Genomic DNA, 17,972 nt, shown 5'->3' with positions numbered 1-17,972 from the left:
ATGGAGGCACAAGGAACTAAAGGATCAGTCGCAGCTAAGTTCCGATAAAACAGCCTGGATCGGCTCAGCCTCGCACGAAAAACCCATATGCGTGCAGCGCAGGGCAATCGCCCGGTCGCGTTCGCCGGGGTATCCTGCGGCGCTGCGCGGGGCGATGGCGCCGTCATTCGGGCTCCACAATGCGACCGTTTCCACCGGCGGTTTCTCGGCCACATCCGCCTTGATCGGGGGCTTGTCCACGCGGTGTCCAGTGATGAACTGATAAGCGCGCCAGACATTGTTTGCGCGCGGAGAGCCTGAGAACGGCGTGCCCATCGTGATGACCTTTTTCACGCAGCCGGGCCGCTTTTTCGCCAACTCGCGCGCGTACAGCCCGCCAAGGCTCCAGCCCAGCAGCACGACTTTCTGGTCATAGCGGTCGCACACCTCATCCAGCCGCGCAGTGAGTTCATCCAGCGTGTTGTCGTTGGGGCCCCAGTTGCGGCCCAGTCCCCAATTCTTCGTTTTGTGCCCGGCGCGCTCGATCTGGCGCGCCATGTAGCGCATTTTGGTAGGGCTGGCGCCAAAACCGGGCAGGATCAGGACAATTTCGGGTTTGTCGCAAGGTTCGACCGCAACCTTGCGAAAAGGCCTGCGCACCAGTTCAAACAGGTGCCCGAATTCACCGATGGCGCGGCGTAATGCAGGGCGGTCAGCCGGTTCATCCTCCGGTTCACTCGCCAGCTCTATCCGGCGCGCAAGCTCGCTATCGCCAAGCTGAAACTTTGGCAGATTTGGCAGACCGGGACGAGGCGTACGAGAAGTCATGAGCCTGCAATACTATCCAATGGCGCTGAATGACCAGTGAAGACTGTTTGCAGACCAGCAGAATTTAATACGTCCCGCACTTCTCGATGCATTTCCATGTCGTGGTGCTGGTGCGCTCGACCGGGCCAATGCTGTAAAGATCACCGGCAAGGACCATATCGATTTTCATCGAATCCTTCGTCATCTCGCCTTCCATCTTCATGTCGAAATCCTTGCCCGACCTGTCGGTGCAGGAAAAATCGCCGGAAAAACCCGCACCGGAAAAAGACAGCTCGCTGCCGGCACATTTGCCCTGCTTCGTCTGCTCGATCATCTGGTTCAGCATGCGGACCTGATCGCCTTTTTTGAAGCAGATTTTGCTCGTCTGACGGCCCTGCTTTTCCAGTTGCTCGCTAATTGCGTGGTAGTGATAATCAGGCGCGTCCGGTGCATAGAAATCGGTGATTTCAGTGCGCTCTTCGTAGCAACCCGAAACCATCTGTGCCGCCGCAGCATAGCCTGCAGCTTCACCGGCGGTGATGTCAAGTTCACTGCATCCAGAGACCGCGACAAGTGCGGTGAGTGAGAATAATTGAATGCGCATGACGTCCTCCTTGCGAAAGACGCTTAACAAATACTGCCTAATACTTGCCTAATGCGGCCCGGTTGGCGGGGGTCAGTCGGGTAAGCGCGGGCTGCATCACGAGAGGCACGCTGCGCCAGCGCATAGCCCCTTATCCGTCGCAATCGCCGATGCGTTCCTGCGTCACGCGCATTTCCACGCTGGCCTCGGCCATGCCGGGGAACATGCCTTTGGACACCATGGTCATATCCGATTTTGTCGGCGATACCGTCCCGCTCATGGTCATTTCCATCGGCGTCGGAGTGCCTGCTGGTGAGCATGACATGGCCATGTCCATATCATTGCCGTCGATCACATACCGATCAATCGTGCAGCTGTCGTCGTCCTGCTGCGCCATCTGGCCAAAACCGCTGTCTGCCATTTCAGGCGTCAGGCAGAATTCTGTGCTGTTGGTCATCGAAGACCCCATCATCGACTGCATTTCTTCGGGCAGACCTTCGGCTTTCACGAATTGCATGTCGACTTTGTATTTGCCGGGCAAAGGCTTGATCTCGTCCGCGGCCGACGCGTTGAGCGCCTGCGCTTCTTCGGCGGTGACCACGCCGTCTCCATCAGAATCGGCATCGCCGCCAGGGCTGCCGCAGGCGGTAAGAGCCAAAGCGGATGCGGCGATCAGAGCCATTTGAATACGCATAATTTTCCCTCCGAGGTTCGCGCAGCATGCTGAAGCGTTCTGAACGCTTGAGCAAGCCTTCATCTGTTCCCATATAGCCTGCCATGGCCGAATTGATCATCAGACGCGGGTTGGAAGAGCCCGACACCACCGGCGATTTCACCCCTCACCGCCCCGACCGCCCGGAAAAGAGCATGCCGGGCAAAAAATTCGAGCTGGTGTCGGATTACGAGCCGGCAGGCGACCAGCCGACCGCGATTGCCGAACTGGTGGCAGGCACAAAGGATGGCGAAGCGACGCAGACGCTGCTGGGCGTGACGGGCTCGGGCAAAACCTTCACCATGGCCAAGGTGATCGAGGAAACACAGCGCCCTGCCCTGATCCTGGCCCCGAATAAAATTCTCGCCGCGCAGCTCTATGGGGAGTTCAAAAGCTTTTTCCCGAACAACGCGGTCGAATATTTCGTCAGCTATTACGACTATTACCAGCCCGAAGCCTACGTCCCGCGCTCCGACACCTATATCGAGAAGGAATCGAGCGTCAACGAGGCCATCGACCGGATGCGCCATTCCGCCACGCGCGCGCTACTGGAACGCGACGATGTGATCATCGTGGCATCTGTTTCGTGCCTTTACGGTATCGGATCGGTCGAGACGTATTCGGCGATGATCTTCGATATCAAGAAGGATACGCAAGTCGACCAGCGCGAGCTGATTCGCAAACTGGTCGCGCTGCAATACAAGCGCAACGATGCCGCCTTTGCGCGGGGCAATTTCCGGGTGCGCGGCGACAATCTGGAGATTTTCCCGTCGCATTACGAAGACATGGCGTGGCGCATCAGTTTCTTCGGCGACGAGATCGAGGAAATCAGCGAGTTCGACCCGCTTACCGGCAAGAAAGGCGCCTCGTTGGAAACCGTGCGCGTCTATGCCAATTCGCACTACGTCACCCCCGGCCCGACGATGAAACAGGCGACCGCCGCGATCAAGTTTGAGTTGGAAGAGCGGCTGAAAGAGCTGGAGGCAGAGGGCAAGCTGCTCGAGCATCAGCGCCTGGAACAGCGCACCAATTTCGACCTTGAGATGATTGCCGCGACAGGCAGCTGCGCGGGGATCGAGAACTATTCCCGCTTCCTGACGGGCCGCCTGCCCGGCGAACCACCGCCCACGCTGTTTGAATACCTGCCCGAAAACGCGCTGCTGTTCGTCGATGAAAGCCACCAGACCGTGCCGCAGATCGGCGCGATGTCAAAAGGCGATCACCGCCGCAAAATAACGCTGGCGGAATACGGCTTCCGACTGCCGTCGTGCATCGACAACCGCCCGCTGCGCTTCAACGAATGGGACGCGATGCGCCCGCAAACCTTCGCCGTCAGCGCGACACCCGGCAATTGGGAAATGGAGCAGACCGGCGGTGTCTTTGCCGAACAGGTTATCCGCCCCACCGGCCTGATCGATCCGCCTGTCGAAATCCGCCCGGTCGAAGATCAGGTGCAGGACTGCATCCAGGAATGCCTAGCCACTGCCAAGAAAGGGTATCGCACGCTCGTCACCACTTTGACGAAGCGGATGGCCGAAGACCTCACCGAATTCATGCACGAGGCGGGCGTGCGCGTTCGCTACATGCATTCCGATGTTGAAACGCTGGAGCGGATCGAGCTGATCCGCGATCTGCGCATGGGCGTTTACGACGTGCTGATCGGGATCAACCTGCTGCGCGAAGGGCTCGACATTCCCGAATGCGGGCTGGTTGCGATCCTGGACGCGGACAAGGAGGGCTTCCTGCGGTCCGAAACATCATTGGTGCAGACGATTGGCCGCGCCGCGCGAAACGTCGATGGGAAAGTCATCCTGTATGCCGACCGGATCACCGGCAGCATGGAGCGCGCAATGGCCGAAACCGACCGCCGCCGCGAAAAACAAAAGGCGTATAACGAAGAGCACGGCATTACGCCGACGACGATCAAACGCGACATTGCCGACATCGTCGCCGACACCGCATCGAAAGACGGCGTGGTGGTCGATATTGGCGATGATGAGGTCAACAATCTCGTCGGGCACAATCTGCGCGGATATATCGAAGACCTCGAAAAACGCATGCGCGATGCCGCCGCCAATCTCGAATTCGAGGAAGCCGGTAGGCTGCGCGACGAAATCCGCCGCCTCGAAAACGATGAACTCGGCCTGCCTGACAGCGAGAAGAAAGCGCCAAAGGTCGGACGATCCGACGCAGGCAGGCCCGGCACGCGCAAGACGCGGTATGGCAAGACGCGGTACAAGAAGATGGGCGGTAAACCGTAAGCGTTCACCTCTTGAAGGCGCGGCGCTTCCCTGCCAATCATCGCGGCCATGAATTTGAAAACCTTCAGCGCGATCAGCGCCGCCGCCCTGTGTCTTGCCGCTGCTCCGGTCCTCGCCGATGACCACAATGAGACGCCAGCCGCCGCACCCTCCGCCGAAATCACCCCGCAGGTAAAATCCCGCGAGCTTTCGGGCACGTATGGCGGGGTTCGCGTGCCGTATACAGCGACGATTGGTGAGACGATCCTGACGGACGATGATGGCAAACAGGAAGCGGTCATTGTCACCACATCCTACGTCAAATCACCGCGCGACACCTCGCGCCCGGTGTTCTTCATTTACAATGGCGGTCCCGGCTCTGGCTCGGTGTGGCTCCAGATGGGTGCATGGGGTCCGAAACGGGTCGCGATCCCCTCCGATGCGCGCGACGATGGTGCGCCGCCCTATCCGCTGGTCGACAACCCTGAAAGCCTGCTGGACGTGGCGGACCTTGTATTTATCGATCCGCCGGGCACCGGTTTCAGCTATCTGACCAAGGGCACCGATCCCAAGAAATATTACGGCCTGCGGCAGGATGCGCGCGCCGTTGCGGAAGTCATCCGGCGCTGGATCAATGATAATGGCCGCTGGAACAGTCCCAAATATCTCGGCGGGGAAAGCTATGGGACGACCCGAACTGCGATGGTCGTGGATGAACTGGAAGGCGGCACTTACAACGATGTCGGGCTGAACGGCCTGATCCTCGTCTCGACCATCCTCGATTTCGCCGCACGTGAGCCGACACCGGGCAATGAGATGGCCTATATCGTCACCCTGCCCAATATGGCCGCTGCGGCCTTTTATCACGGCAAGGTGCAGGCCCCGTCGGTTGAGGCGATTGCCGAGGAAGCGCGCCAATTCGCCATCGGGCCCTTCGCCGCTGCGCTGCTGAAAGGGCAAGACCTGCCCGCCGCCGAACGCGCCGCCGTTCGCGATGAAATGGCGCGGCTGACCGGGCTGTCTCCGGCATATCTGGAGCAGGCGAACCTGCGCGTCACATCCCAGCGATTTTATAAAGAGCTGCTGCGTGATCGCGGGCTGACCATCGGGCGGCTGGATGCGCGATACACCGGCACAGATTACGACAATGCGGGCGAAACGCCGGATAGCGACCCCAGCTTTTACGGGATCGATGCCGGCTACACCGCCACGATCAATGAATGGGCGCGCGCCGGACTGGGTTTTGAAACGACGCGCGAATACAATTCCATCGGGCGCGAACCGGGGCGCAACTGGGACTGGACGCTGCCATCGCAGGGGCGCAACGCCTACCTGAACGTCGCGCCGTATATCGGGCGGGCGATGCGGCAAAACTCGCAGCTTCGCGTGTTCAATGCGCAGGGCTGGTACGATTTTGCCACCCCGTTTTTCGGCGCAGAATATTCGCTCAACCGCATGGGTATCCCGCAGGACCGCGTGACCTATGAATATTACGATGCGGGGCACATGATGTATATCCGCGACGAGGACCGCGCGAAGCTGAGCGCGGATTTGCGCGAATTTATCCGCGCCCGATGAAGCGCACTTTCTCCGGCCTCGCGGTATTGGCGCTCGCCAACGTAACCGCGTGCAAGCCGCCGCCCACTGATGACGCGCTGACCCGCGATGCGCCGGATGCCGAGGTCAGCACCGCGTCAAAGCCGCTGCCCTCACCCGACACAGAAGGCGCGCTGTGGACACCTTCTGCGGAAGAGGGGCGGATCATTTACGGCATACCGGGGGAACCTGCTCTTGCCGCATTGGCCTGCCGCGAAACGGGCGTGATGCGCATTTCCCGGCTGGCTCCTGCTGATGAGGGGGCGAGCGCATTGCTGGCGCTGATCGGTAACGGCGCGATCGGCCGGATCGAGGTTGAGGCAGTCGAGGTATCCGGCAGGATAATCTGGCAGGGCGATCTGGCCGCAGACGACGATGCGTGGGAGCCGCTGGCCGGACCGCGCCAGATGACAATTACAGTGCCTGGAGCCGGTATCGTGCAGCTGAACCCAAGCCCGCTGCCCGAACAATTCCTCAGTCGCTGCCGATCGTCTGTGCGCTCTGACGAGCCCGATCCGCCAGCAAATCAGGGGTAAGCACCTGCGGCAATTGCTCCGCCTCAGAGGCAGGATCATACCAGAGGTATAGCGGCACTCCGGCAGCGCCCTGCTCTGTCAGGAAAGCGGTGATTTCCTCGTCGCGCACGGTCCAGTCACCGACCATCGCGATCACGCCCGCTTCTTCGAAAGCGTCGCGCACATTTTCCCGTTCAATCGCAACGCTTTCGTTCACTTTGCAGGTGACGCACCAATCGGCCGTGAACCACAGGAAGACCGGCTGACCGCTTGCGCGCGCCTCCGACAAGGCTTCGCGGCTGAATGCGACCGGAGAATGGATCGATTCCGAAAGCCTCGCGCCCGGAGTTTCATAGCTCGACGGAAGAGCGAACGCCCCGAATATCACAAAGGGCGCGGCGACCAACCCGAATGCAGGCCACGCCATCTTGCCCGCCGTCTGAAGCCGTCCGACCACAGCCAGCGCAAGCACAATGCCAAACACCATCACCAGCGCAAACATCGCAAATCCCCGCCCGCCCAGCTGAACCGTCAGCCAGATCAGCGCGAGCGCGGTCAGGCCCATCGGGATCGCCATAACCTTGCGGAAAGTGTCCATCCACGGTCCCGGCTTTGGCAGGGCGTTACGCAGCGCGGGGACAAATCCGATCAGCAGGAACGGCAGCGCTAGCCCCAGCCCCAGCATCGCGAAAAGCAGCAATGCTTGTGTGGTCGGCAACAGCAATGCCGCCCCCAGCGCCGCCGCCATGAAAGGTCCGGTGCAGGGCGTCGCGGCGAATGCGGCGAGCAATCCGGTGGCGAACGCGCCGCCTGGTTTCCCGCTCCGAGTGAACGGCAGGGATGGCAGTTCGAACAGGCCGGCGAAATTGACGGTGATGATGACTGCGACGACCAGCAGAGCAATGACCACGCCCGGCTCCTGCAGCTGGAACGCCCAGCCCACCTGCTCGCCCGCCGCGCGCAATGCCAGCATCAGCGCGCCCAGGCCTACGCAGGCCAGCACCACCCCTGCGGTGTAAGCCAGCCCCTCCGACCGCGCCTGCGCCTCGCTTTCGCCAGCGCGCGCCAATGACAAGGCCTTCAGTGACAGGATCGGGAATACACAGGGCATGATGTTGAGGATCAACCCGCCGACAAGCGCGCCGAAAATCAGCGTCCAGAGCGGCGGAGTGCCCATGCCCACCGGCCCAGCAATGATTTCGCCGCCCGCCGGAACCGCGCCGGGCACAGCCTCAAACCGCACCCCGGCCCCGTCTCCGAAAGCGAGAATGCCAGCGAACGCGTCCGCCTCTCCGGTGCCGTATTCGTCGAGCGGGATTTCTGCGACGAGCGTGTCAGACATATCGCCGCCGGGCCGCATGAAAGTTTGCACTGCGGCATAATCGACAAGGCGGGTGTTCGCCGCAAAGACATGCGGCTGTGACAGGCCCACGCTTTCGGGCAGCGGAATGGCCAGCCGAAGCCGGTCGCCCGTGATTTCAAACGTCCCGGTCGAATCGATCAGCGGGGCAATCTCGGCTCGCCAACGCGCAAAATCGCCGCCCGAACGCGCGTTCAGCACTGCATCCTGCGGCACGCAGATCCGGTCCGTGCAGGCGAGATATTCAGCGAAGCCGCGCACAGGCGGAAAACCGTTTATCTCCGCATCGGCTGGCACATCGATAGGGATCAGGACCGCGTAAGTGCCTTCGTAGATATGGTTCATCAGGCCGCTGATCACCAGCCGCTCTGGCACGGGATATAGCGCCTCGCCTGCCTCCCATCCGTCGGGCAGATCGAGGGTAACGGTCATGCCTTGTCCGGCGTCACCGGGATTGGACCAGTATCCGTGCCATTCCGGTGCGCTGGGCGTGAACCGCAGCGCCAGCATCCATTCCTCACCCGCGACCGGCATTCCATCGGCCAGCAATTCCGCCGACATATTCTCATCGCCGTAGCGCGCCTCTGCCGGAATTTCCTGCGCCGCAGCGGGGGCAATCGCTGCCACTATTGCAGCGCACGCAATCAGCCATGCAAGCAATTGACGCGCGGGGTATGGGAACATTCTTGCCTCGGACACACTCGACCCTCTAGGCACTCCATATCGTAATCGCAACGAACACTAGCAAGGCGGCAACACGGCCATGAATGACACACGCGATCTCCTGATCCTCGGCGGCGGACTTGTCGGCATGACGCTGGCACTGGCAGCGGCGCGGCAGGGCATGTCCAGCCACGTAATCGACCGCGCCGATCCAGCCGAACTGACGGCAGAGGGTTTTGATGACCGCGCCACCGCTATTTCGACTGCCAGCTGGCATCTGTTCCGAAATATCGGGATTGCCGACGGACTTGAGGAATTCGCCTGCGATATCGCCAGCATCGCGGTGACCGACCAGAACCTGCCCGGCAGGCTCGATTTCCAGCCCGAACCTCACGAAGGCACGCTGGGCCGCATGTTCCCCAATCGCCGCCTTCGCCTCGCTATGTTTGAAGCCGCCGCCGCCGAGCCGCTGATCAACTGGGTGTCGAAAGCCGAAGTGATTGAACGCCAGCGCAGCGAATTCGGCGCAGCGGCGGTAATCTCGCGCGAAGGCGGAGAGCCGCAAAAGGTCAAAGGCCGCCTGATGGTTGGCGCGGAGGGGCGCGGATCGCCGACGCGCGACGGCGCGGGGATCACCATCGCCAAATGGGATTACAAACACCGCGCGATCATCGCCGGACTGACCCACTCCAAACCGCATGACAACGTCGCGTGGGAAATCTTTTATCCCGCAGGACCGTTCGCACTGCTGCCGATGAACGACGATGCCGATGGCACGCACCGGTCATCGCTGGTCTGGACCGTTTCGGAAGAGGACGGGAAAGCTGTTACCAAGCTGGGCGACCGCGCATTTCTGGCTGAAGTGCAAAAACGCATGGGCGACGTGCTGGGCGATGTGACGAGCGTCGGTTCGCGGTCTTCATGGCCGCTCGGCTTCCACCACACCGCCAAAATCACCGGAGAGCGCCTCGCGCTGATCGGCGATGCGGCGCACGGCATTCACCCGATTGCAGGACAGGGTCTGAACCTCGGCCTGCGCGATGCTGCTGCTTTGGTCGAAGTGCTGACCGATGGCGCGCGTATCGGCCTTGACCCCGGCGATGCGCAATTGCTGAAACGGTACGAAAACTGGCGCGGGCTCGACAGCTTCATGGTCGCGCTTGCCACGGACGGGCTGACGCGCCTGTTCGGTGTGCCGGGCAAGGCAGCTTCTGCCGCGCGCCGTCTGGGCATGGCGGGCGTTCAGCGCACCGGCGCGCTCAAAACGTTTTTCATGAACGAAGCGCGCGGCGTATCTGGCGATCTGCCCGAACTGCTTAAAGCCTGAAGCGGCGGGTTATTCTTCTTCGCTGCCAATCGGGCTTAACTGTCCGATCAGGTTGCCAGCCCCGTCGCGCAATCCGCCCTGATCGAGCACAGCTGCCGTCTCGATATTCTCAAGCGCAGCCATCGCATCGCGGAATTTCTCCGCATCTGCGATCCATGCGTCGGCTCGTTCGGCGCCGGGCATTGCGCTGATTTCATCAATCGCGTTTTGGTAGCGGCCCTGTTCCAAGGCGAAGCGCGCGCGCTCCAGCCGGCGTTCTGGCTGAGGAGACGGCGTGCTTTCGCGCCGGATCACGAACAATTCGCCCAGTTCGCGTTTGAATGCTGCCCATGACGGCCCTTCATCGGTTTCCGCCAGTTGCGGCCCCAACCCTTCGAGCCGGGCGAGCAGCGTGTCGAGCCGGATCGGCGGATCGGTGCGCGAAAAATTGATGATCGTGTTGACCGCATTGGGGCGCTCATCACCAAATCTCAGGCGCAATTGGTCGGCGAGATAGCCTAGCTCTGCCCCGCGTTCGACCGCGCGGCGGGCGGCAAATGCGATCAGCAGCCCTTCGGCGCGGGCGGCATTGCCCGCAGCGGCCTGCGCTTGTAGATCGAGCCGTGCAAGACGCTGTTCGGCAGCGGCCAGGCGCTGATCCAGACCGCCCTGCTGTTCGGCAAGACCGGTGACAGCCTCAACCGCTTCCTCGGCATTTTCCGGCTCTATCGGCTCGGAAAGCGGGGTCGGTGTCGGGGTTAGCAGCGGACTTGGCGAAGAGGACGGGCTGGCCGCGATTTCCACTCGGTCCGCTTGCGCTGCGATTGCGGGCGGGTCGTCCTGGTTCTCATTATACCAGACCACGTATCCGACCAGCAGGCCGCCAATGGCAAAGGATGCAATCCCAGCCAGCCAGATACCTTTCCCAGAGGATGGTTTTCGCCGGCTACCGTATTTCGATTCCATTGCTTCCCAGTCTTTGACCCGTATCGCGCCGTTTGCGGCGCCTGTGTCCTACCGGCTCCCCAGCAATCGGGCGAGCCGTCATCCCTGTTGGCACAATGCCTTGGCCATTTCCAGCAAAGCGGCATCGTCAGGGCGTTCACAAACGTGGATAGCCCGCCAATTCTTGCCCGCTGCTGAAGCGATGCGCGGGCCAAGCGCGGCGATTTCAATGCGTGACCGATCCAATTTCAAGCGGCTGCATTCATCCGCGAAATGCTCCGCCGCAGATGCTGAATGCAGCAGGACGATCATGCTCTCCGGTTTATCGGATAGCATCGCCGGGTCCAGCGGCAGCGGGGCGCTTTCATACGCGATGACAGTCTGAATGCTTACGCCGGGCGGCGGAACCAGCGCGACGTGCTGTACGCCCGCAATCCTGAGCAGGCGATTCGGCGTATCAATGGTATCGAGCACATTCTGCAAACCGCCCGAGCCGCGCGATGCGACGATAAACCCTGCCGCCTCCGCGGCGCGCGCAGTGGCTTTTCCTACCGCATAGACCGGCTTTTCTCGGATCTTTTCCAGCTGATTGCCGCCATGCAACATGGCATTCGCGCTCCCGATCAGCAGCGCGTCAAAGCTCGCAGTGTCAGGCAGCGTCCATCGCAGCGGCCGGATTTCAAACAACGGTGTCCCGCATATCGGCAAGTCCATCGCCCGCGCTGTCTCCAGCGTCGAAGACAGCCCCGGCTCGGGCCGGATGGCGAGGATGCGGGTCATGCGCTGCCTGAAAAATGCTCGGTAATATCCGGTCCCGCGCGGCCCAGCAGGTCGGCGGCAAGTTCGCGCACCGGATCATGGTCGCCTGCACCAAAACTGGCGGTTCCTTCGACCCTTTGCGTGCCATCCGGGCTGAAAATTGCTGCGCGCATCGTCAGCGAACCGCCATCTTCCTCGCACAGCACGGCGACCGGGCTGTGGCATGTGCCGCCAAGATGCGCGAGCAGCGCCCGCTCCGCCGTCAGTTCGCTGCGCGTGCGCTGGTGATCAATGGCCGCGAGCGCGGCTGTGGCAGCATCGTCATCGGCGCGGCATTCCAGCGCGATGACACCCTGAGCGGCGGCGGGGATCCAATCGCCTGTTTCCAGCGGATTGCCGACCTCGGTCTGGTTCAGCCGCAACAGCCCTGCCGCCGCGAGGAAAGTCACATCCGCCTCGCCCGCCTCCAGCTTGCTAAGGCGCGTTGCAACATTGCCGCGAAACGTCACCACCTTGCAATCGGGCCTCAGGTTCAGCAGCTGAGAGGCACGGCGCGGCGCGCTTGTCCCCACAACTGCGCCATGCGGGATGGCAGCAATGCTCGGCGCGCCGATCAGCGCATCGCGGCGGTCGGCACGGGGCAGAAACGCGGCGAAGTGGAACACGTCCGGGCGGATCGTCTCGACATCCTTTGCCGAGTGGACTGAAGCATCAATCGAACCATCGGCCAGCCACACGTCCAACTCTTTCGTCCACAGCGCCTTTCCGCCGATTTCGGACAGCGGGCGGTCCAGAACCTTGTCCCCGCTTGCCATGACAGGGACCAGTTCAACCTCGTCCTGCGCCCAGCCGTGCGCTTTACATAGCCGGGCTTTCGTCTCGATTGCCTGCGCCATCGCCAAAGGCGAATTGCGCGTCCCCAATCGCATCTTTGGCCGCGTCGCGGCGGCATCTGATTGTGTATTACTATTCATCGCTGTGCTTGCCCTAGCCAACACACGCATTAAGTGGAAGCGCGATGGGACCCGCTGCGCACAACCTCTTGGCCGACAGCCTCGTTCTGGGGATCGAATCGAGCTGCGATGAAACCGCGGTTGCGCTGGTAAAGGGCGACCGCACGATCATCGCGCAGCGCATCGCCAGTCAGGAAGCCGAGCACGCGCCCTATGGCGGTGTAGTGCCCGAAATTGCGGCGCGCGCCCATGCCGAACGGCTCGCCCCGATGATCGAAAGCGTGCTGGATGATGCAGGCATTGCCCTCAACGATGTCGATGCGATTGCCGCGACAGCCGGACCCGGCCTTATCGGCGGAGTGATGGTGGGGCTGGTCAGCGGAAAGGCGCTGGCGATGGCGGCGGGCAAGCCGCTGCTGGCAATCAATCATCTGGAAGGGCACGCGCTGTCGCCGCGCCTTGCCGATGACGCGCTCGAATTTCCCTATCTTCTGCTGCTGGTATCGGGCGGGCACTGCCAGATTTTGAGCGTCGAGGCGGTCGGCAAATACCGCCGCCTTGCCACCACGATTGATGATGCGCTGGGTGAGGCATTCGATAAGTCGGCGAAAATTCTCGGCCTTGGCTATCCCGGCGGGCCGGCTGTTGAGAAACTCGCGCTCGGTGGCGATCCGAAAGCTGTGCCCCTGCCGCGCCCGCTCAAAGGCAGCGCGGAACCGCATTTCTCCTTCGCAGGTTTGAAAAGCGCCGTGATGCGCGCTGCCGATAGCGGCGATCACAGCGCTGCTGATATCGCCGCGAGTTTCCAGCAGGCCGCCGTCGATTGCCTCATTGACCGGCTGGAAAAGGCGCTGGGCGAAACCGGCCCGATGCCTGCGCTGGTGGTGGCGGGCGGTGTGGCGGCCAATCGGACCGTGCGCGCCGCTTTGGAGACGCTGGCGGCAAAACATGCGATGCGCTTTACCGCGCCGCCACTGGAACTGTGTACAGACAATGCCGCGATGATCGCGTGGGCGGGCTGTGAACGGCTGCATTTGGGCGAAAGCGATCCGCTGGATATCAAGGCGCGGCCGCGCTGGCCGCTAGATCCGGATGCCGAAAGCGCGCGCGGGGCGGGAGTGAAAGCATGAGCGATTTGCAGACCATTGGCGTGATTGGCGCGGGCGCATGGGGAACCGCGCTGGCCCAGATGCTCGCAAGCGATGGACGCGATGTGATGATCTGGGCGTATGAAAACGAGGTGGTGGATGCGATCAACACCTCACAGCGCAACCCGCTTTACCTGCCCAGCGCGGAGCTTTCCAAGACGATCCGCGCGACCGGCGACCTGTCCCAGCTTTCCGCGCTGGATACGGTTCTGTGCGTGACCCCGGCGCAGGTGCTGGGCGCGGTCCTGACAGACCTGCCCGCTGCCCCGCGCGATCTTATCCTGTGTTCGAAGGGGATCGAAGCCGGGACGAAGCGGCTGATGAACGATGTCGCCCGCGCTGCTTCGCCTGATAGCGAGGTTGCCGTGCTTTCCGGCCCGACCTTCGCACATGAAGTTGCCGCCGGCTTGCCCACCGCCGTCACGCTTGCATGCAGTGGTGGCCGCACCCAGTGGGACCGGATCGCACCGGCGGTCGCGCGCCCTGCATTCCGCCCCTATTTCACAGATGACGTGACCGGCGCGGAGATTGGCGGCGCGATCAAGAATGTGCTCGCCATTGCGTGCGGTCTGGTTGACGGGCTTGAGCTGGGCCAGAACGCGCGCGCCGCCCTGATCGCGCGCGGATATGCCGAGATGCTGCGGTTTGGCGAAACGCTGGGCGCACGGACAGAGACGCTCGCCGGAATGTGCGGGCTTGGCGATTTGGTTCTGACCTGTTCGTCCACCTCCAGCCGCAATTTCTCGCTGGGCAAGGCGCTGGGGGAAGGAAAGCCTGCGGCCGATCTGATGGCCGACCGCCGGACCGTAGCAGAGGGTGCGCACACCGCGCCCGTGCTTGCCGAACTGGCGTTGGAGCGCGGCATCGCCATGCCGATCACTGCCGCTGTCGATGCAATCCTTTCCGGTGATAATCCGCGTGAAGTCGTAAAAGCACTGCTAGCCCGTCCGCTGAAGGACGAACAGGAAAAGCGCGCTTGACCACGCAGCCGCCTGCCGATCCGCTGGTTCCGCCGCTGGACCCGCAAAAGGGCGGCGACGATATGGCCACGCTTGCCAAAGGCGGGCGAACGAACACGCTGGGCTTCATCATCCGCGCGCTCGGCGGCATCCCGTTTCTGTTCATCGGATACCGGCTTTACGGCGTTGATGAGATGGGCCGGTTTGCCGCAGCATTTGTCATCATCGAAATACTCGCCCTGGTATGCGCGCTCGGAGAAAAGCGCGGGCTGGCGCAGCGCCTGGCAGAGGGCGCGGAGGATAATGTGGGTTCACCGGCCAACCTAGTGTTTGACGGGATGCTAACATCGTTGCTGTTCTCCTTCACGGCGTGTGCATTGCTGCTGGTGTTTCCAGTCATCATCTTCCCAAGCGGGACGAACAGCGAATTCGATACCTGGATGATCGCCGCGATCCCCGCCTTCGCATTGACGGAGATACTGCTCGCCGCGCAGGCGTACCGCTATGACATTGCAACCACAGTGCGCGCCCGCGCGATTGTGGAGCCGTGGACAAAATCACTCGCGGTGGGCGCTTTGTTCTTCATTCCGACATTCAGCGCGGGCGGCCTTGCGCTGGCTTATGTCACTTCGATCTATGCCGCGCTGGCTGTCGCCCTGTGGACGTTCCTGCGCACATATGGCCTGCCAAAAGAGTGGCGCCCGCGCCCGCGCTATCTCGGTAAAATGACTGCGCGCGCGCTGCCACTGATCGGGGCTGACGTGATTGAGCGGGGAACCCGGCTGCTTGATGTGTTCCTGCTGGGCCAATCCGCATCGGCGGGCGCGGTCGGCATCTATTTCTTTGCCAAGGAAGTCGTGAGCGTTCCGCAGAAACTGAAAACCAGTTTTGAACCGATTCTGTCGCCCGTCATCACGAAGAACCTGAAAATCGGTAACTTCACCGCCATCGCCAATCAGGTGCAGCAGGTGGGTTTCTGGATCATCGCCCTGCAACTGGGCATTGCCCTCGCGCTCGCAATACCGGGAGAGGCGGTGATGGGACTTGGCGGGCCAGCAATCGTCGGCGGGACGGGCGCGCTTGCGATTCTGCTGGCAGCAGAAGTCGTCGCGTCGATGGCCGTCGTTTCGGAAAGCGTGCTGGTGTACATCGCGCGCAAACGCAATCTGGCGATTTCGGTCGGCATCATCACGCTGCAAGGCGTGCTGACCGTCGGCTTCATATTGCTCGCCAACCATCTGGGGATGGACGAAGGTTTCATGGCCGCAGGCGCGGCGCTGGCGCTGTTTATCGCCTTGCTCGTGTCCAGCCTGATCAAGGCGCTGGTGCTCAAAACCTTGCTGAAAGCGCCGGTGAGCAATTGGCGCTGGGCACTGGTCTGGGCCACAGGACCGGCGGTGGTCGTCGGGTTTCTCGCGACGCTATTGCCGGAATGGATGGAGCTGGCATTCGGCGTTCCGGCGATCCTTGGCACGTATCTCGCAGTGATCTGGAAACGCGGCCTAGGCCGGGACGAACGGCTGCTGTTCAGCAAGAAAAGCCCGGTCCCTGTGCCGGTTGAGGATGCCGAAACGCCTGCCTGAAACGGACCTTTCCCGGCGGTTTTCCCGAATTTTCGCGCTCACATTTCATCGCCCTTACGGGGCGTTCAGTCGCTATTCACGCCGCGAGACCGACTTTTTACGCAGGGTAAATCGGGAGGTACGAAATGCGTAAACTTCAACTCACCAGCGTATTTGTTCTGGGTGTTCTCATCGCCGGGTGCGCGGCGCAAACAGGCGACGTGGCAAGCACCGGAAATGCGCCGTCGGATGATCTTGCCAAAGCATCGCCCCCTCCTCCCCCTCCCCCGCCGCCGCTTCCATCGCCAGGCGCACCGGTGGCAGAAACTCAATCAATCGTAGTCACTGGTTCCCGGGTCGCCGGATATTCCAATGACAGCGCGTATATCGCTCCGGTCGTTGTCGCGGGCGATCCGGGACGCGAGCGGTATGATGGCGAGCAAGTGTCGCCCGTCAAACTTGTCAGTGCAGAGCCCGTTTCGACCTTTTCTGTCGATGTGGACACCGGCGCCTATGCCAATACGCGTCGTTTCCTGACGCAGGGTTCAACGCCGCCGCGCGATGCGGTGCGGACCGAGGAAATGATCAATTATTTCCGCTATGACTACGACCGGCCAACAGACCGTTCGCAGCCTTTCACCGTGAGCACAGATGTCGCCAAGACACCGTGGAACGAAGACACCTACCTGATGCGCATCGGGCTTCGCGGATATGACATTCAAGCCGATGAGCGCCCCGCGGCAAACCTCGTCTTCCTGATGGATGTATCGGGATCGATGAACAGCCCCGACAAATTACCACTCGTCAAAACCGCTTTGTCAGGGCTGGCAGGACAGCTCACCGACGACGACCGCGTTTCAATTGTGGTTTACGCAGGCGCAGCGGGGCTGGTGCTGGAACCGACCAGCGATATCGGGAAAATCCGGCGCGCTCTGGATCAACTTTCGGCAGGCGGATCGACTGCTGGCGGTGCAGGCATCGAACTTGCCTATAACATCGCGCAGGACAACTTCATCGAAGGCGGCGTAAACCGCGTCATCCTGGCGACTGACGGCGATTTCAATGTCGGCCTGTCCGACCGCGATGCGCTGGTGGAAATGATCGAGAAAAAGCGTGAGAGCGGCATCACGCTCACCACGCTCGGCTTTGGAACGGGCAATTACAACGAAGCCCTGATGGAGCAGATCGCCAATCACGGTAACGGCAATTACGCCTATATCGACAGCGCGCTGGAGGCGAAAAAGGTGCTCGGCGAGGAAATGAGCAGTACGCTGTTCACCATTGCCAAGGATGTGAAGATCCAGGTCGAGTTTAATCCGGCAGTGGTCAGCCAATACCGCCTAGTCGGGTATGAGAACCGGATCCTGCGCGAACAGGATTTTGACAACGATGCCGTGGATGCAGGCGATATCGGGGCGGGCCATCAGGTCACGGCGATTTATGAAATCGTGCCAAATGGCGTGCGCGGCTGGATCGCGCCGCGCCGATACGAAAATCCGATCCAGAGCGCCGCGACCAAATCGATGGCCGAGGCCGCGCATGTCAAACTGCGCTACAAATTGCCCGATGGCGATACGTCCAGGCTGATCGATTATGTCGTCAGCTATGCCGATGTGCGCCGCGCCAAGGCTCCGACCGGCGATTTCGCCTTTGCCGCATCGGTCGCGGCGTTCGGCCAGCTGCTGCGCGGTGATGATCTGATGAATGGCTTTGGCCACGAAGATATCGGCGCACTGGCGGGCAAACAGGACAATTACTGGCGGCAAGAATTTCTCCAGCTCAACGCCTTGGCAGGAGCGATGGAAAACGGCGGCTAATCGCCTGCGGTAACGGATGATGATCACGCCGGGATGCGCAAAAACCGCATCCCGGCTTTTTCTTGCGC

At 61.6% G+C, this 17,972-nt stretch carries 15 protein-coding genes; 8 read left to right on the top strand and 7 right to left on the bottom strand.

Going from position 1 to position 17,972, the window contains the following annotated elements:
* Nucleotides 1-24 precede the first annotated feature (24 nt).
* The 3 genes from ACGHU1_RS13665 to ACGHU1_RS13655 form a co-directional block, all read right to left on the bottom strand.
* Nucleotides 25-807, bottom strand: coding sequence for an esterase/lipase family protein (locus ACGHU1_RS13665; protein ID WP_390587825.1), 783 nt, complete (start codon nucleotides 805-807; stop codon nucleotides 25-27).
* Between the two features lie 64 nt (nucleotides 808-871).
* Nucleotides 872-1,390 carry a DUF3617 family protein gene (locus tag ACGHU1_RS13660; RefSeq protein WP_390587823.1) on the bottom strand — a complete coding sequence of 173 codons (519 nt, stop codon included), beginning with the start codon at nucleotides 1,388-1,390 and terminating at the stop codon, nucleotides 872-874.
* Between the two features lie 130 nt (nucleotides 1,391-1,520).
* Nucleotides 1,521-2,063, bottom strand: coding sequence for a DUF3617 domain-containing protein (locus tag ACGHU1_RS13655; protein ID WP_390587821.1), 543 nt, complete (start codon nucleotides 2,061-2,063; stop codon nucleotides 1,521-1,523).
* 83 nt (nucleotides 2,064-2,146) lie between these two features.
* Here ACGHU1_RS13655 and uvrB point away from each other — a divergent pair, with 83 nt between their 5' ends.
* The 3 genes from uvrB to ACGHU1_RS13640 are packed head-to-tail and all read left to right on the top strand — an operon-like array spanning nucleotide 2,147 to nucleotide 6,453.
* On the top strand, nucleotides 2,147-4,342 hold the full coding sequence (gene uvrB, locus ACGHU1_RS13650; protein WP_390587820.1) for an excinuclease ABC subunit UvrB: 2,196 nt from the start codon (nucleotides 2,147-2,149) through the stop codon (nucleotides 4,340-4,342).
* Between the two features lie 48 nt (nucleotides 4,343-4,390).
* Complete coding sequence (locus tag ACGHU1_RS13645) at nucleotides 4,391-5,899, top strand: S10 family peptidase (protein WP_390587818.1); 1,509 nt, start codon at nucleotides 4,391-4,393, stop codon at nucleotides 5,897-5,899.
* Nucleotides 5,896-6,453, top strand: coding sequence for a hypothetical protein (locus ACGHU1_RS13640; protein ID WP_390587816.1), 558 nt, complete (start codon nucleotides 5,896-5,898; stop codon nucleotides 6,451-6,453). The genes ACGHU1_RS13645 and ACGHU1_RS13640 overlap by 4 nt, the downstream gene beginning before the upstream one ends.
* On the opposite strand, the gene ACGHU1_RS13635 is transcribed toward ACGHU1_RS13640, so the two are convergent.
* Nucleotides 6,392-8,476 carry a protein-disulfide reductase DsbD family protein gene (locus ACGHU1_RS13635; protein ID WP_390587814.1) on the bottom strand — a complete coding sequence of 695 codons (2,085 nt, stop codon included), beginning with the start codon at nucleotides 8,474-8,476 and terminating at the stop codon, nucleotides 6,392-6,394. The two genes, ACGHU1_RS13640 and ACGHU1_RS13635, sit on opposite strands and share 62 nt — an antisense overlap.
* A 79-nt stretch (nucleotides 8,477-8,555) precedes the next feature.
* On the opposite strand from ACGHU1_RS13635, the gene ACGHU1_RS13630 reads away from it, so the two are divergent.
* Entirely contained in the window at nucleotides 8,556-9,782 is a 1,227-nt protein-coding gene (locus tag ACGHU1_RS13630; RefSeq protein WP_390587812.1) for an FAD-dependent monooxygenase, read from the top strand.
* Between the two features lie 9 nt (nucleotides 9,783-9,791).
* Here the strand turns inward: ACGHU1_RS13630 and ACGHU1_RS13625 are convergent, their stop codons facing one another.
* The 3 genes from ACGHU1_RS13625 to hemC form a co-directional block, all read right to left on the bottom strand.
* Nucleotides 9,792-10,727: a hypothetical protein gene (locus tag ACGHU1_RS13625; protein WP_390587810.1), complete on the bottom strand. Its 936-nt coding sequence runs from the start codon at nucleotides 10,725-10,727 to the stop codon at nucleotides 9,792-9,794.
* A 78-nt stretch (nucleotides 10,728-10,805) separates the two neighbouring features.
* Nucleotides 10,806-11,486 carry a uroporphyrinogen-III synthase gene (locus ACGHU1_RS13620; RefSeq protein WP_390587808.1) on the bottom strand — a complete coding sequence of 227 codons (681 nt, stop codon included), beginning with the start codon at nucleotides 11,484-11,486 and terminating at the stop codon, nucleotides 10,806-10,808.
* Nucleotides 11,483-12,394 (bottom strand): hydroxymethylbilane synthase, encoded by a 912-nt coding sequence (hemC, locus tag ACGHU1_RS13615; protein WP_390588036.1) that lies wholly within the window; start codon nucleotides 12,392-12,394, stop codon nucleotides 11,483-11,485. The genes ACGHU1_RS13620 and hemC overlap by 4 nt, the downstream gene beginning before the upstream one ends.
* Before the next feature lie 89 nt (nucleotides 12,395-12,483).
* Between hemC and tsaD the strand changes: the two genes are divergently transcribed.
* The 4 genes from tsaD (at nucleotide 12,484) to ACGHU1_RS13595 (ending at nucleotide 17,904) form a co-directional block, all read left to right on the top strand.
* Nucleotides 12,484-13,548 carry a tRNA (adenosine(37)-N6)-threonylcarbamoyltransferase complex transferase subunit TsaD gene (tsaD, locus tag ACGHU1_RS13610; protein ID WP_390587806.1) on the top strand — a complete coding sequence of 355 codons (1,065 nt, stop codon included), beginning with the start codon at nucleotides 12,484-12,486 and terminating at the stop codon, nucleotides 13,546-13,548.
* Complete coding sequence (locus tag ACGHU1_RS13605; RefSeq protein WP_390587805.1) at nucleotides 13,545-14,546, top strand: NAD(P)H-dependent glycerol-3-phosphate dehydrogenase; 1,002 nt, start codon at nucleotides 13,545-13,547, stop codon at nucleotides 14,544-14,546. The genes tsaD and ACGHU1_RS13605 overlap by 4 nt, the downstream gene beginning before the upstream one ends.
* A 62-nt stretch (nucleotides 14,547-14,608) precedes the next feature.
* On the top strand, nucleotides 14,609-16,108 hold the full coding sequence (locus ACGHU1_RS13600) for an oligosaccharide flippase family protein (protein WP_390588034.1): 1,500 nt from the start codon (nucleotides 14,609-14,611) through the stop codon (nucleotides 16,106-16,108).
* Nucleotides 16,109-16,233: 125 nt separating this feature from the next.
* Nucleotides 16,234-17,904 carry a von Willebrand factor type A domain-containing protein gene (locus tag ACGHU1_RS13595; protein ID WP_390587803.1) on the top strand — a complete coding sequence of 557 codons (1,671 nt, stop codon included), beginning with the start codon at nucleotides 16,234-16,236 and terminating at the stop codon, nucleotides 17,902-17,904.
* Nucleotides 17,905-17,972 lie beyond the last annotated feature (68 nt).

The organism is Erythrobacter sp. MTPC3, assembly GCF_042854385.1.
Classification (GTDB): domain Bacteria; phylum Pseudomonadota; class Alphaproteobacteria; order Sphingomonadales; family Sphingomonadaceae; genus Erythrobacter.
This window is presented reverse-complemented; position numbering and strand designations above follow the sequence as displayed.